Source organism: Thermoanaerobacter wiegelii Rt8.B1 (genome assembly GCF_000147695.2).
Lineage (GTDB): Bacteria > Bacillota > Thermoanaerobacteria > Thermoanaerobacterales > Thermoanaerobacteraceae > Thermoanaerobacter > Thermoanaerobacter ethanolicus.
The window spans coordinates 2,548,417-2,564,568 of record NC_015958.1; the positions used below are offsets into that span (position 1 = coordinate 2,548,417).

A 16,152-nucleotide genomic window follows, 5' to 3' on the forward strand; every position below is an offset into this window, starting at 1 on the left:
CTTTTCACCTCCTTCCATTTTCAAAATATTCTAAAACTTCTTCCACCTCATAAGTATTTATGACATCTTTTGCCTCAAGCCACCCTTTTCTTGCAATCCCTATCCCGTATTTTACGTCATTTAACCCCTGTATACTGTGGGCATCAGGGCATATTGCAAACTTTACTCCCTTTTCTTTTGCATGCTTTATATATCGCCAATCCAAATCAAGCCTATAAGGATTTGAGTTTATTTCAATTATTTTGCCATAATGGGCTGCCGCCTCTATAATTTCACACACGTCTATTTCGTAGCTGTCTCTCGCTAAAAGAAGCCTTCCTGTCACATGCCCTACAATACTTGTATATTTATTCTCTATAGCTTTTATCATCCTTTTCGTCATGTCCTCTTTACTCATTCTAAAATGAGAGTGGATAGATGCAATGACAAAATCAAACTGTTTCAATATCTCTTCATCATAATCCAAAGACCCGTCAGGAAGTATATCAGACTCTACACCTTTTAATATGACTATATCTTTGTATTTCTTGTTTAACTCGTCTATCTCTTCCCACTGTCTTATTAAATCCTCTTCACTTAGACCTCCTGCATAAAAAGCAGATTTACTGTGGTCTGTGATGCCTATATACTTATACCCCAATTTTCTCGCTGCTTCTACCATTTCTATAAGGGTACTAGCCCCATCGCTATAAGTAGTATGGACGTGGAAAATTCCCTTTATATCTTTTTCTTCTATCAATTTAGGAAGCTGTCCTTTTTCTGCCGTTTCTATCTCTCCCATGTTTTCTCTAAGCTCTGGAGGAATATATAAAAGTCCTAATTTATTAAATATTTCCTCTTCACTTTTGCACTCTATAAGTTCTTCACCTTTAAAAATGCCATATTCATTCATTTTAATACCCATTTGCTTTGCCCTGTGCCTCATGGCGGTATTGTGCTCCTTGCTTCCTGTAAAGTGATGAAGTGCATAGGGAAACTCTTTTTCCGTCACAACTCTTAAATCTGCATTTATACCCGACTTTAAAGTGATACTGGTTTTTGTATCTCCTTTTGCTATAACTTCCCTTACATCTTGGTAATTTACAAATAATTCCATAACCTTTGAGGAATCTGATGCTGCAGCCAAAATATCAATATCTTTTACTATCTCTTTTTTCCTTCGTAAACTTCCTGCAATTTCCGTCACTAATGCAGTTTTAGTCATATCTAAATATTCCTTTAATTTAAGCGCTTCTTTATAAGCTTCCGCATATAAATGTTGACCGCTAAATTGCTTCACAAACTGTATCCCCTCCAAAATTTTCTTTTGAGTCTTTTCCCCAAACCCCGGAAGGTCTACCAATCTATTCTCTATACAAGCGTATTCCAACTCTCTAATTGTGGTGATATTCAATTTTTCGTATATAATCTTTATCTTTTTCGGACCAAGTCCAGGAATTTTAAGCATTTCAACAAGCCCTTCAGGAATAGATGCTTTTAAATTCTCATAATATTCCATTTTACCCGCTAAAACCAGCTCTGTAATCTTTTTATTAATTGCCTCCCCTATTCCCTTTACATCCTTTAACCTGTCTTCTTTTACAAGAATCTCTAAATCTTCATCTAATAGTTCTATTGTCCTTGCAGCATTATAATAGGCTCTCGACTTAAAAGGATTTTCCCCTTTAAGCTCAAGCAATAACCCTATTTCATTTAAAATATCAGCAACCTCTTTTTTATCCATTTTTTATTTCCCCTTTAACATGCAAAATCTTTACTACATTATACCACAGAAAAACAAAAAAGAGAGATAACATTCTCCCTGCCATCATAAACCTTCATATTCTCCTTTTATTTCCCCCATTCTTTATCCATTCGGTGTTTTATCGCTTCATAGTCGGGTTCTAGCAATTTTTTATCTATAAATAATTCAAACATTCTGAGACTTTCATACTCATGTTTCACTATCTTCCAATGGCCATTTTGCTTTTCCAATTCAAAAACATTATCTGAATCTACAAACATAGGATAAGCCTTTTCTCGCTCTAATTCTAGCTTTAACACTACCCTTGCTTTATTATCTGTTATCTCGATTTTTTTATCTTTAAAATTTTAACCTCAATAAATGACATTTCTTAAAAATTCCTTTCTCTCCTTTAACCTCCTCACTCAATAATCCTAATAATTACCAGTAATTCTTCCTATATCCATGGTATATCCTTTCCAGTGATATGTCAACTGACCAAAAGTACAAATTTTATATAAAATCTCCTCTATTTTTGTACTTTAGTATAAAATTTACATTTATTTCCTTTAAAACTTGTACTAAAGTATAAATTGGTTATCTTTTTTCTAGTAAATTGTATTTCTAAGCCAATTAAATAAAAAAGCAGTAAGAATTATGTTTATAATCGAAAAAATAAGAGTATAAAAATTCATAAAATGCCTCCCTATAAGTGACAACCCTTTTTCTCACTAAAATTTTATTAAATCAAAATTTGATCTTATTTACCATCCCTATAATTCTTCCAGTTTATGTATGTATTTATACTTAAAACAATACTCAATACAACTAACCAATATCACCTCATACTCGCTGTTGCCAATGCCTTCAAAATGTTATTGTGAGCATCTACCAACAATATCTCTACCTTCCCTTTCCCCTTTTTAATTTGAAGGATTTTGTTAAAATCAATAGGATAATTCTTTAAAAAATTAAAGCCAAATTCTCTGTGAGAATCCGGAAATACGTATTTTTCAAAATTACTCAAAATGATTTTATTTCCATTTCTTGTGTCAATCATTTCAGTCTCGCCATCTGTGTAGTAAACTATAGCTACATCTCCATCTTTATAGAAAAAGGGAATATCGTAAGCTAACTTCTTAGAATCTTGTGAAATAATGGTAGATTTCGATCCCTTTAAATTTACTATCACAAGATCATAATTTATTTTTTCTGCCTGGTCTTCTAAAAAGGATACAAAAGCAACAACATGGTCGGTCCGTCGTATGAGAGAACTGCGTCCTTCGAGTGTCGCTATTTCTTTTTCTAGACCATTTTTACTAACTTTATAGACCTTTGTAGTCCCTACATTTATGTTTCTATAAAAATATACATCTTCTCCCTCTAAAGCCAGTAAATATCCTTTAGATATGAACTGGGGGGTTCCTTCCCCTACTTTTTTGTAAACTTTGCCCAAACTGTCAAAATAAATTTGACACTGGTCGCCAATTTTTTCACCAATTACATTAGAAACAGGCATATCTACTTTTACCTCATGGATTTTGAAATCTTGTAAATCTATTACTTTTATTAGTGCAAAATCTTCTTTTGTCCATTTGGACTTAAGAATAAAACATTATCTCTTTCCAATTTTAACTCTACGGGAAGTTTATAGAAGTTTCCTTTTTCCTCTAATATGATATTACCTCTATCTTCCAGTATGGCTTTCTCTGAAGTTGCATAAATAAATTCCGGATCAGAATCGCTTTTAAATTGATATTTTTGTAAATGGGAATACTTATCCGAACAAGAAGTTAAAATTAACAAAGCTGATATGAGAATTACAGATAAAAAATAAATGACCTTTTTCACAGATATCACCTCATTTTTATGGTACTCCTTTTTCAAAATATGTCAATTAAAAATAAAAGAGAGTGGAATTTATGTGAAACCATAAATTCCACTCTCTTATCATCACAACAAACTTCCAAATTTTTTTACAAATCTCGTTTTAACGTATTGCGCCAAAGTCAAGTATGCAAGAAGCGTAGCTGCCAAGAACAAGAAGTATATTGCTGGTAGAGGCGTCATCCCAAGTTTAGCTCCAAAAGAAGTAAATGGCACAATCGTTCCTACTGTAACAGCTGCTGAGGTAAAAAGTAATAGTGGCCATGAAGCAATGCTTTGTATAAAAGGAATCTTCTCGGTCCTAAGCATGTGAACTACCATTGTTTGCGTCCATAAGCTTTCTACAAACCAGCCTGTTTGGAAAAGTGAAACAAATTGGAGTTTAAGTGCTTCAGGCAACAAGAAGTAAGAACCACCTATAACCAACGGACCAATTACAAAAAACATCAAAGCATAAGTGGTTATATCAAAAATTGAACTAGTAGGTCCAAACCATACCATGAAATTGCCTATATTTGCAGCATCCCATTTTCTTGGCTTTTGTATATACTCTTTATCCATTGTATCCCAAGGCACTGATGTCATTGACAAATCATAAGTTAAATTAAGGAAAAGAAGTTGCAATGGCTGCATTGGCAAAAAAGGCAAAAATGCACTTGCTACTAAAACTGAAAATACATTACCAAAATTAGAACTCGATGTAATTGCAATGTATTTCATAATATTTCCAAAAATTCTGCGTCCTTCTACAACTCCCTCTTCTAATACCGTAAGACTTTTTTCTAAAAGTATTATATCTGCTGATTCTTTTGCAATATCTACTGCAGAGTCAACAGAAATTCCAACATCGGCTTCTCTTAGTGCAGACGCATCATTAATTCCGTCCCCCATATATCCAACAATGTGGCCTTTGCTTTGTAAGGCCTTTATTATTCTCGATTTTTGCATAGGAGAAAGTTTTGCAAAAATTGTCGTCTTTTCTGCTACTTCTGCTAATTCTTCATCTGTCATATTCTCTATTTCATTTCCTAATAGAATATTCTCTACAGCAATCCCCACTTCTTTACAGATTTTCTTTGTCACTATTTCATTGTCACCAGTGAGAATTTTTACATCTACTCCATGTTCTTTTAAGGCTTTTATCGCATAAGGTGCAGATTCTTTTGGCGGGTCTAGAAAACCTATATAACCCATGAGAACCATCTTACTTTCATCCGCTACACTGAAAACTCCCTCTGGTGGAACATCATTTTTTTGAGCTACGGCAAGCACCCTCATTCCGTCTTCATTTAATTTTCTTACCATTTCTCTTACTTCTTGGCGTATTTCATCTGTCAAAGGAACAACTTCACCTTTGTACTCAGCGTATTCGCAGATGGAAAGCACTTCTTCAACGGCGCCTTTCGTTACAAGCTGCCTTTTCCCACCTTCGCTCTCTAAAACTACAGACATTCTTCGTCTTACAAAATCAAAGGGTATCTCATCAACTTTTTTGTATATTTTATCTAAACCATTAAAGCCCTTTTCAACTCCATACTCTAAAATGGCTACATCCATCAAGTTCCTTAGACCTGTTTGATAATAACTGTTAAGATATGCATGTCTTAAAACTCTGTCATCTTCATTTCCATGTATATCAAGATGTTTTTCTACAACTATTTTGTTTAATGTCAAAGTGCCAGTCTTATCAGTACAAAGTATATCCATTGCTCCGAAATTTTGAATAGCATCTAATCTCTTGACAATTGTCTTATGTTTTGCCATTGTCACAGCACCTTTAGCAAGGTTTGTAGTGACTATCATTGGAAGCATTTCGGGAGTAAGTCCAACAGCTACAGCCAAGGCAAAAAGCAATGCATCCAACCAATTACCCTTTGTAAGGCCATTTATCACAAAAACAATTGGAAACATAACTGCCATAAACTTGATAAGCACTTTGCTGACATTGTTAATACCCTTTTCAAAACTTGTCATTGCCCTATGCCCTACAAGGGACTTTGCCATTGAACCAAAATAAGTACGGTCACCTGTTGAAAGAACTACAGCAATAGCAGAGCCACTTACTACATTGGTACCCATAAAGCATATATTTTCTAAGTCTGAGAGGTTTAAATCCTTAGCTTTCCTTTTTTCTTCTTTTAAATCCGGATATTTCTCAACTGGTTCAGATTCTCCTGACAAGGTCGCTTGGTTTATGAATAAGTCCTTGGAAGTAATAACCCTAACATCTGCAGGTACCATATCTCCTGCTGCCAAATGTATTATATCACCAGGTACTATTTCTTCCATTTTTATTTCTCTCTCACCTGTATCTTTGCGAATAACTGCAGCAGTCGTGTGAACAAGGGCTTTCAATTTTTCCGCTTCTATATTGGAGCGGTACTCTTGAACAAAGCGAAGCAGTCCACTAACCGTTACCATTATAGAGATAATAATTATGGTGCTCCAATCTCTGTCTTGAGGTGCAGTAAAAAGTACATCAGTTATATATGACACAATTGCCAAAAATACCAATATACCTATGAAGGGATTAATAAAAGCTTTAATCAATTGAATATACCAAGGAGCTGGTTTTTCATGGGCTACTTCATTTAACCCATACATTTCAAGTCTATCTTCTGCTTCCTCAGAAGTCAAACCTTCTCTGTCTGTGCCTAATTGTGCCAAAACTTCATCTACATCTTTTTTCGCAAACTCAATTAATTGGGTAAGTATCGTATCTGTAAAACCATTTTTCTTTGCGATTTTGATCATTTCCATACACCTCCAAAGCACAATAATAGACTAAGGCTGCCGAGTCTTTTGCAACCTTACAGTTACAGTATTTGTTTTTTTGTGAAAAACTTTCGCACTTAGACGATGGAATTAAAAGGAATTGTTTTGGAGGTATATGTAATAGGACATCAAAAGAAGGGATAAATAGGCATTTTAAGAAATAGCAAAATTTATTGAAAAGGCCACGTGTGAGAAGAATGGACGTGGCCTCAAACTATGCCCATCCTTCTTCAATGTCATATTACATATACCTTTATAGCTTTTACTACTACCTCCACCGTCCATTCTTCTCACCTCCGTTTTTTCGCAAATTAAAAAACCTCTCAACGAATGAAAGAGGTTTTTTAACATTTCAATTCGTTGAGCTTTGGCACTATACAGCTTTGGAGCATCCTCCAGCTGCATTAAGTAAAACCTTAATTCGGTAATACTTGTTGACCCGTTAGCATCTCTCGATGTTTCCGGGCAGCAGCGTATATCTGTATAGGAGCCTCACCTAACGATTGTATTAACTTGTGCCCTTCTACATTATATTCTTCTATTTACAATCTGTCAATCTATTTTGAAAAATTTTTTACAAAAACAACTTTGTAGCTATAAAATGGGTTAGATAAGAAAAAGTAATACCTATCGTTGAGCCCATTAATACATCTGAAGGATAATGCAGTCCAATGTATATCCTTGAAATCCCTACAAGTACTGCCAGCGAAATAAAGAACACTGCAAGGCTTGGAAAAAACATTGAAAAAGTCATAGCAAGTGAAAAACTGGCAGTAGCGTGACCTGAAGGAAAAGAATAATCTTTTAAAAGATGTTTAAAAGTATTTGTATTAGCTAATACCATATAAGGCCTTGGTCTCGTATATTTTCTTTTTAAGAGCTGAACAAACAAATGGCTGCTTACAAGCGCAGTTAAAGCTTCTAAAGCAGAGGCTTTCACATTGTTTTTTCCGAAAAATATTAAAGATAAGCAAGAGAATATTGTAAAAAAAGGACCTCCTATATGAGTTATTTTAGGCATTATTTTGTCCAATATATTACATTTTATTCTTTTGTTTATATAGAAAAAAATGTTTTTGTCTTTGTCAAGAAGCACTCTTTTTATTTGCATCAGCAAAATCCCCTCCCTATAATCTCATTTCACTAATGCTTTCATCGAAATTTTTCAGCACAATTTCACACACTCTATCAGCGGAATTTTTATAAACCAATTCTTCCATTCTTTTTTCATATACTTAAGTTTATCAAGGTTTTCAAACAACAATTCTCTTAACTTTCAAAAGGATTTTATATTCTTTATATCTACAATTATATATACATTATCGTACTTTTCAAAAGCTTTTTTAACAGCCTTTGCTACTCTTTTATGGCCTGTTCCTATTTATCCATGGGCTTTCCCATAACCTTTGATTAAATTATCTTATGATAACATTAAAAAAACATTATAGGGATGTTAATTTTATGTTAAATTTTTTCTTACAAAATATTATACCATTATTTTGGCTATCCATTGCAAAAAAATAAAAAAGGGGAAATACCCCTTTCAGACTGTAGACAAACTTTCGTAAAAGAGATATTTTGCATAAGGAGCGACTTGTTACAAATCGGCCCGGCACTCAAGTAAGTATGCTTGTTTTTTCTATTTTTGCTTTATAAACTTTCTTACTTGAGTGACGGGAAACTTAGCAAGAGCGAGGGTGGAGGCAGGGCCGAAGCCATGAATGGCGGAGGCGGGCACCTTAAGGCATGGATGCCACCTGACGTAGGTACCCTGCCGGAACCCGAAGGTCGAGCTTTAGTTTTGTCGCTTTGGAACATCGGAGCAACGATGCAAAATATCTCCTTTGAATATCTTTTAACTTTGTCAAGAAACTGAAAAGGGGAAATACCCCTTTAAGCAATTGCTTTCTTTTTAATTTCCTCGATAGCATTTCTAACTTGAGGAATTAGTGAAACTGCAAAACATATTGCCACTTCTACACCTATTATGCTTCCATTAACTAAAAGTGAATAAACTATAGGACTCATTCCTTTTGGCGCATAGCTTGCAAAAAAGAATACTCCGGATAAAAAGTGAGAGAAAAATCGTCCAAATCCACCGACTAAAATTCCCAAACTCAGGTTTTTTCTAAAAAAGCCAGCAAGTCCTAATGCACCAAAAGCCAAAGGATAGTCGAGAAGTACTTGCACCCATTGGACTATAAAGGGGTCTTGAATAAGTTGCAAAAGTCCATATGCCATGCCAACAATCACACCAGGACCTAGTCCATAATAATACGCAAATATAAAAAGTGGAAGCATGCTGGCAGGCGTTATGGAACCACCCTGTGGCCAATGGTAAAACCTTATATATGACAGCACAAAAGAAATAGCGATTGAAAGTGCTCCGTAGACAAGCATCTTTGTGTCAAATTTGACACTTCTTCGCATCAGATATAAAAGAAAAGCTGCCAATAAAATTGCCAATATAACTGATAAGGTCACTGGTTTTATTTTGGCAAAATCAGAAAATATACTTATAATGTAGGACATAATAAAAAACACCTCCATGATATTTAGAGGCTATGTTCGCTGAAAAAAATACCGCGAAATGCGGTATTTTTGAGCCGCATTCCCTACGGAGGCATTACCCTCATCAGGTTCCAAGGGTTTGGCATCAATGCCATCTCAGCCATTAAGGCTCCCCCAGCGGACATAACCACCTATTTTGTTTTCACCTTTAATTTATCATTTTCTGTAGTCTGTGTCAAGAATAATTATCAAATGCGGATGTCCAAGCTTTGTAGGTTGCTGACGTTTTGCACACACATCAAATGGTATTAACTTGCCATCTCTTCCTCTTTTTCAAACTGACTGTTATAGAGACTTGCATAAAAACCACCTTTGGCAAGAAGCTCTTCGTGGGTACCTTGCTCTATAATATCTCCATGGTTCATAACAAGTATCAAGTCAGCATCCCTTATCGTAGAAAGCCTATGAGCGATTATAAAGCTTGTGCGTCCTTTCATAAGGTAATCCATCGCTTTTTGTATTTGTATTTCTGTAAGGGTATCTACAGAGCTTGTAGCCTCATCGAGTATGAGAATTTTGGGATCTTTCAAAATAGCTCTAGCTATAGTTAGTAACTGCTTTTGCCCTTGAGAAATATTTGTGGTCTCTTCATTTAATACCATGTTATAGCCCCCTGGCAATGTCCTTACAAAACTGTCAACATGAGCTGCCTTAGCAGCTTTTATAACTTCCTCATCAGTAGCATCGAGACGGCCATATCTTATATTGTCCATAATAGTACCATTGTAAAGCCAAGTATCCTGAAGCACCATGCCAAAAAGTGAACGCAAATCTTCTCTCGTAAAATCTCTTATATCATGGCCGTCAATCAAAATAGCTCCTTCATTCACATCGTAAAAGCGCATTAAAAGTTTCACTATAGTAGTCTTTCCTGCACCAGTAGGACCGACAATTGCAACTTTTTGTCCTGCCTTAATAGAAGCAGAAAAGTTATTTATCACCATTTTATCAGGTCTATATCCAAAACGAACATTTCTAAACTCCACATTCCCTTTTATATCTTCAATTTTTACAGGCTGTGGATTATCTGGAACTTCTTCTTCTTCCTCCAAAAACTCAAATACTCTTTCTGCACAAGCAGCAGTTTGTTGCAGTATATTGGAAATATTTGCAATCTGAGCAATAGGCTGTGTAAAAGATCGGATATACTGTATAAACGCCTGAATATCTCCTACTTCTATTGCATTTTTTATAACCAACCAACTGCCCAAAACTGTAACCGCCACATAACCCAAGTTTCCTATTACATTCATAAGTGGCATCATAATGCCTGTCAAAAACTGTGACTTCCAAGCTGCTCCGTACAAAGTGTTATTTAATACATCAAACTTTTCAATGCTCTTTTTCTCTCCATTAAAAGCCTTTACTATATTATGGCCTCCATATACTTCCTCCACATGACCATTTACATGCCCTAAATAATCCTGCTGCTCTCTAAAATACATTTGTGAATGTTTGACAATAAAGGCAATTACCAAAGAAGACAAAGGAATTATCAAAAGCGCCACTAAAGTCATAAGCCAGTTTATGGTAAACATCATAATCAAAACGCCTACTACTGTCGTCACAGAAGTGATTATCTGAGTCAAGCTTTGATTGAGAGTCTGAGTAATTGTATCCACGTCATTTGTAATACGTGATAATATTTCCCCTTGATTTGTGCTTTCAAAATATTTCAAAGGCAGGCGGTTAATTTTTTCAGAAATTTCTTTTCTAAATCTATAGGTAACTTTCATCGCAACCCCAGACATTATCCATCCTTGCAGGTATCCGAATAAAGCACTTAAACCATATAAGCCTATGAGAATTAGAATTATCTTTCCTACATATTCAAAGTCTATGCCACTGCCTTGCCCTGTTATTTTATTCATTACACCTTCAAAAATTTTGGTTATGGCTTTACTAAGTATTTTAGGACCCGCAATGGAGAAGGAAGCACTGAGCGCTGCTAATATAAATACACTTATTATAGAAATTTTATAAGCTGATAAATATTTTATCAACTTTTTCATTGTGCCTTTAAAATCTCGCGCTTTTTCTCCACCGCGAACCATGCCATGGGGACCGCCTCCCATTCCTGGCCCGCGAAGTCTGGGCATCTGTTTGGGGTCTATTCTTCTATTTTCACTCATGCCAATTCCTCCTCCGACAGCTGTGATAAAGCTATTTCTCTGTAAGTTTGACAGTTTTTAAGTAGTTCTTTGTGTTTTCCTATGCCCACAATTTTACCTTCTTCAAGCACTATTATTTGGTCTGCATGTAAAAGAGTTGACACCCTTTGTGACACCATTATAACAGTGCTTGATTTTAGCCTTTCTCTTAAGGCTTTCCTTAAAGCTGACTCTGTTTTGAAGTCAAGAGCTGAAAAACTTTCATCAAAAATGTATATTTCAGGCTTTTTAACAAGAGCACGAGCAATGGAAAGCCTCTGCTTTTGCCCTCCTGAAACGTTTGTTCCTCCTTGTGCAATCTCTGAATCAAATTTTTTGGTCTTTTCATTTATAAATTCCATTGCTTGTGCAATTTCTGCTGCTTCTCTTACTTCTTCATCAGTAGCCTGGGCATTTCCATATTTTAAATTTGATTTAATTGTACCACTGAAAAGCCAACTTTTTTTGGGGTACATATCCTATTCTGCTGCGTAAATCTTCCTGCCTTACCTCTCTTACATCTACACCATCAACCAAAACCTGTCCTTCTGTCACATCGTAAAATCTCAAGATCAAATTCACTAAGGTACTCTTTCCAGAACCTGTCCTTCCTATTATGCCTACTGTCTGCCCTGGCAAAATCTTGAAGTTTATATCCTTTAAAGCGTATTCTTCAGCACCCGGATATTTAAAAGATACATTCCTAAATTCTACAGTTCCAGCCATATTTTCATTAAATTGTTTTGGATTTTCTGGGTCTTTTATAGAAGGCTCTGTAGCCAAAACTTCAGCAATACGCTCTGCCGATACTGATGCTCTTGGTATCATTATAAACAGCATTGAGAACATCAAAAATGCAAAGATAATCTGTATAGCGTATTGCATAAATGCCATCATGTCTCCAACTTGCATGCTGGAATTTTGGATTTGGTGAGCTCCTACCCATACTATCAAAAGAGTAATTCCATTCATCACAAGCATCATAGATGGAAATATAAATGCCATAGCACGATTTACAAAAAGCCCTACTTTTGTAATATCTTGATTAGCTTTGTCAAAGCGCTCTTCTTCAAATTTTTGATTATTAAAAGCTCTTACCACCATTATTCCTGACAAATTTTCGCGAGTAACTAAGTTTAATCTATCAATCAATTTTTGCATTAGCATAAACTTGGGCATCGCAATGGAGTACAATACTGATATTATACCTAAAAGTACTATTACTGCTAAAGCTATAATCCAAGACATTGAAACACTTTTGCTAAGTGCTCTAAATACACCACCTATACCCATTATAGGCGCATAAAACACCATTCTTATCATAATTACAAGAAGCATTTGTATTTGTGTAATATCATTTGTAGTTCTTGTTATCAAAGAAGCCGTAGAAAATTTGTCAAATTCAGCATTAGAGAAGCTCTCTACTCTTGCAAATAAATCTTTTCTCAAATCTCTCGCTACTCCAGCTGCCACTTTTGATGCAAAAAATGCTACCATAATAGTGCTTAATGCACTCAGTCCAGTTATCAATAGCATTATAAGGCCAGTATGAAGAATGTAATCAGTTTGAATTTTGTCTGTATTTATGCCAATTGCCTTGTATTCTTCTTTTACAGCCATTGTTGCAGCTTGTATAACCATATTGTCACCTAAAGAAGCAAACTTTTTGTTCATTTCATCTCTTATTTGAATAAGTTGCTCTTCTGGCAGTTGAGACATCATAGCAAAGAGGTCTACATTTGCCGGTATTTTCTTTCCATTAAATTCTATACTTCCGTTTTTTGCACTGGCTTTAGCTTTTTCCACACCTGTAACAGCTAAAAAGGCTTTCCCCATAGGTAAATTTATTTTGTCAATTTCTGATTTATCTACGCTTTTAAGGACATATACAGGCTCTTTTGAAAGAATAGGATATTTTTTTACATATTTATCATAATCAGGACTGGATTTGTCTACTAATGTATAATCTTTTAAAATCTCTTCCTTTTCTTTAGGTGTAACAAATAGCAAAAGTTTATCCATTTCGCTTTTCCTTATAGCCTCAGGCACTGCATTTACTATGCCACCTTGCTGTATTCCATTGTTAACTATCTTGGACATATAGTCAGGCAATGACAAATCACTCATTGCTTGAACAAATATAAAGAACACTGCTAAAAAAATCAACAGAATATAGGGTTTTAAATATTTCGCCAGTTTTACCATACCAACACCTTCTCCTCCTAAAAATTTGCCTCGATTTCTTTTGTGAGAACTACTTCTTTTTAAATTTCTACTTCCTCAACTTATTTACTTAATTTTGTTATACTTCCTCACTATAAATCATGTTGTTTTTCCAATATTTTTTTCAGTACTTCTAATCCTTCAATTATTTTATTAAGGTCTTGTGGGCTTGCTCTACTTATTAATTTTTCAAACTTCTCTTCAGCTTCTTTGAAATGTTTTTGAAAAGTATCTTTGAACTTAGGAGTCACACTGACATAAACAACTCTTCTATCTTCAGTGCTTCTCGTCCTCTCTACCAAGCCTTGCTTTTTCTAACCTGTCAATAATGCCAGAAACAGTGCTATTGGAAAGCCCTAATCTCTGACTTAAGTCACTTACTTTCATTTCACCATAACGGGCTAAAATGCCCATAAGCATTCCTTGTGGTCCTGTAATGTCAAAATCTTTGCACTCGTATTTCATAGAATGCTTTATAATATTCATTATTTGTTTTAAAAGCTTAAGTATTTTCAATCCACTGTTTATCTCTTCCATTTTCACCACCGCATTTTAAATTATTTCGCATGCGAATATTTTGTATTCAAATATTTCTGATACAAAATATATTGTACTCTTCTCATAATAGTATGTCAAGATTTCTTAAAGCTTTTCAAAAAAATAAAATAAAAAAACCGCTAATAAAATTAAAAGCGGTTTTACATATTAGAAAAAATCTTTAACACTGCCTCCAGTTCATAAGTATTTACAACATCTTTTGCTTCAAGCCACCCCTTTCTTGCAATACCAATGCCATACTTTACATCTTCCAACCCTTCTACACTGTGGGCATCCGGACATATGGCAAATTTTACACCTTTATCTTTTGCATATTTTATATATCTCCAGTCAAGGTCTAATCTATAGGGGCTGGCATTTATCTCAATTATTTTGCCGTATTCTTTTGCCGCGTCAATTACTTGATAGACGTCAATTTCATAGCTGTCTCTTGCCAGTAAAAGCCTTCCAGTCAAATGGCCTATTATTTTTGTGTATTTATTTTTAATGGCGTTTATCACTCTTTTTGTCATCTCTTCTTTAGTCATTCTAAAATGAGAATGTATAGAAGCTATAACCAAATCGAATCTTTTTAAAATTTCTTCGTCGTAGTCCAATGACCCATCCAGCAAAATATCCGATTCAATACCTTTTAATATGACTATATCATCGTATTTTTTGTTTAACTCTTCTATTTCTTCCCACTGTTTCAATAGCATTTCCTCTGCCAATCCACCGGCATAAAAAGCAGATTTACTGTGGTCAGTAATCGCTATGTATTTATATCCTAGCTTTCTCGCTCTCTCTACCATATCAACAAGAGAATTTCTACCGTCGCTATAAGTAGTGTGTACATGAAATACGCCTTTTAAATCTTTTTCTTCTATCAAGGCAGGTATTTCTCCTCTTTCTGCCGCCTCAATTTCTCCCATGTTCTCTCTAAGCTCTGGAGGAATATAAGACAAATTAAGTTTATTAAAAATTTCCTCTTCAGAGCTGCATTTAATAAGGACATCCCTTTTAAAAAGCCCGTATTCGTTCATTTTTATGCCCATCTCTTTTGCTCTATGCCTCATAGCTGTGTTGTGCTCTTTACTTCCTGTAAAATGGTGAAGAGCATAAGGGAATTCCTCATCTTTTACTACTCTTAAATCTGCATTTATTCCTGAGTTTAGTGTTACGCTTGTCTTTGTATCCCCTTTTGCTATCACATCCCGTACCTCTTCATAGGAAGCAAACAAGTCCATAAGTTTTTCGGGATTATCAGAAGTAGCCAGTATGTCAATGTCTTTTACGATTTCCTTTTTGCGCCTTAGACTTCCCGCAATCTCACATCTTATAGTAAGCCCTGTCCCTTCCAAATACTCTTTAAGCTTGACTGCTTCTTGATAGGCTTCAAAATATAGGTGCTGTCCTGTAAACTGCTTTATAAACTGTATTCCTTCAAAAATCTTCTTCTGTGTTTTTTCACCAAAACCAGGAAGGTCCACAAGCCTATTTTCAACACAGGCGTATTCTAATTCGCCAATTGTCGTAATCCCCAGTTTTTCATGCAATGTCTTTATCTTTTTAGGCCCTAATCCCGGGATTTTTAACATCTCTATGAGGCCCGGAGGCACTGATTCCTTTAATTTTTCGCAATACTCAAGCCTTCCTGTTGTTATAAGCTCTGTCAGCTTTTTATTTAACGCTTCTCCTATGCCTTTTACATCTTTTAACCTATCTTCTTTCACAAGGGTCTCTATATCTTCATCAAGAACTTCTATAGTGCGAGCCGCATTGTAATAAGCCCTTGCCTTAAAGGGATTTTCTCCTTTCAACTCGAGTAAAAGCCCAATCTCATTCAATATATCCACAACAGTTTTTTTATCCATAATTCACCACTTCTTTTTTAATTATTATCCAATTCTCTTTTTATCACATTAATTTTATCAGAATCTTTAAGCATTTTTCTCCCTTCTCTCTTGTCTGTATTTATATATATAAGGACTGTTTCTCTAAAATCTTCCGCTTCCATAGATACTTCAAGCATATAATTTATATAAAAATTCTGGTCATTGACTATAATTTTTTCCCTCTCAAAGCTTCCCATGCAACAGTAGCATTCGCTATATTCAAAACAACAAGGTCAACATCCCTTTTAAGCAAATCTTCTAATTCATTCCACAAATTATAGACAAACTTTTCATCGTATCCTTTAAGGTAAACTGCTATGTCAATGTCAGATTCTTTTGTAGCCTTACAGGCACAATTGACAAAATTACTACCAATTGTACCATTGTAGAT

The 16,152-nt window shown here is 35.0% G+C and carries 11 protein-coding genes, 2 pseudogenes and 2 riboswitches; all 13 genes and pseudogenes read right to left on the reverse strand.

Annotated elements, in window-relative coordinates; genetic code table 11:
• Positions 1–4: 4 nt before the first annotated feature.
• Positions 5–1,723: a DNA polymerase/3'-5' exonuclease PolX gene (gene polX, locus THEWI_RS12570; protein WP_014063654.1), complete on the reverse strand. Its 1,719-nt coding sequence runs from the start codon at positions 1,721–1,723 to the stop codon at positions 5–7.
• Positions 1,724–1,830: 107 nt separating this feature from the next.
• Entirely contained in the window at positions 1,831–2,043 is a 213-nt protein-coding gene (locus THEWI_RS14300; RefSeq protein ID WP_156786942.1) for a hypothetical protein, read from the reverse strand.
• 518 nt (positions 2,044–2,561) lie between these two features.
• A complete protein-coding gene (locus THEWI_RS12580) occupies positions 2,562–3,242 on the reverse strand; it encodes a hypothetical protein (protein WP_052877876.1) in 681 nt (226 codons plus the stop codon).
• Positions 3,243–3,292: 50 nt separating this feature from the next.
• Positions 3,293–3,574 (reverse strand): hypothetical protein, encoded by a 282-nt coding sequence (locus tag THEWI_RS15155; protein ID WP_052877877.1) that lies wholly within the window; start codon positions 3,572–3,574, stop codon positions 3,293–3,295.
• A 102-nt stretch (positions 3,575–3,676) separates the two neighbouring features.
• Entirely contained in the window at positions 3,677–6,364 is a 2,688-nt protein-coding gene (mgtA, locus tag THEWI_RS12585; protein ID WP_004398941.1) for a magnesium-translocating P-type ATPase, read from the reverse strand.
• Between the two features lie 364 nt (positions 6,365–6,728).
• A riboswitch (M-box (ykoK) riboswitch) is annotated at positions 6,729–6,896 on the reverse strand.
• Positions 6,897–6,959: 63 nt separating this feature from the next.
• Positions 6,960–7,496 (reverse strand): phosphatase PAP2 family protein, encoded by a 537-nt coding sequence (locus tag THEWI_RS12595; RefSeq protein WP_014063655.1) that lies wholly within the window; start codon positions 7,494–7,496, stop codon positions 6,960–6,962.
• Positions 7,497–8,278: 782 nt separating this feature from the next.
• Positions 8,279–8,917, reverse strand: coding sequence for an energy-coupled thiamine transporter ThiT (gene thiT, locus THEWI_RS12600; protein ID WP_014063656.1), 639 nt, complete (start codon positions 8,915–8,917; stop codon positions 8,279–8,281).
• A 62-nt stretch (positions 8,918–8,979) separates the two neighbouring features.
• A riboswitch (TPP riboswitch) is annotated at positions 8,980–9,082 on the reverse strand.
• A gap of 122 nt (positions 9,083–9,204) precedes the next feature.
• Entirely contained in the window at positions 9,205–11,088 is a 1,884-nt protein-coding gene (locus THEWI_RS12605; RefSeq protein WP_006569737.1) for an ABC transporter ATP-binding protein, read from the reverse strand.
• A pseudogene (locus THEWI_RS12610) lies at positions 11,085–13,311 on the reverse strand (ABC transporter ATP-binding protein). The gene THEWI_RS12605 and the pseudogene THEWI_RS12610 overlap by 4 nt, the downstream one beginning before the upstream one ends.
• Positions 13,312–13,421: 110 nt before the next feature.
• Positions 13,422–13,866 (reverse strand): annotated as a pseudogene (locus THEWI_RS12615) (MarR family winged helix-turn-helix transcriptional regulator).
• Between the two features lie 161 nt (positions 13,867–14,027).
• Positions 14,028–15,740, reverse strand: a complete 1,713-nt coding sequence (gene polX, locus THEWI_RS12620) for a DNA polymerase/3'-5' exonuclease PolX (RefSeq protein WP_014063659.1) — start codon at positions 15,738–15,740, stop codon at positions 14,028–14,030.
• Positions 15,741–15,757: 17 nt separating this feature from the next.
• Complete coding sequence (locus tag THEWI_RS15160; RefSeq protein WP_014063660.1) at positions 15,758–15,958, reverse strand: hypothetical protein; 201 nt, start codon at positions 15,956–15,958, stop codon at positions 15,758–15,760.
• Positions 15,928–16,152, reverse strand: coding sequence for a nucleotidyltransferase domain-containing protein (locus THEWI_RS15165; RefSeq protein WP_341853107.1), 225 nt, complete (start codon positions 16,150–16,152; stop codon positions 15,928–15,930). The genes THEWI_RS15160 and THEWI_RS15165 overlap by 31 nt, the downstream gene beginning before the upstream one ends.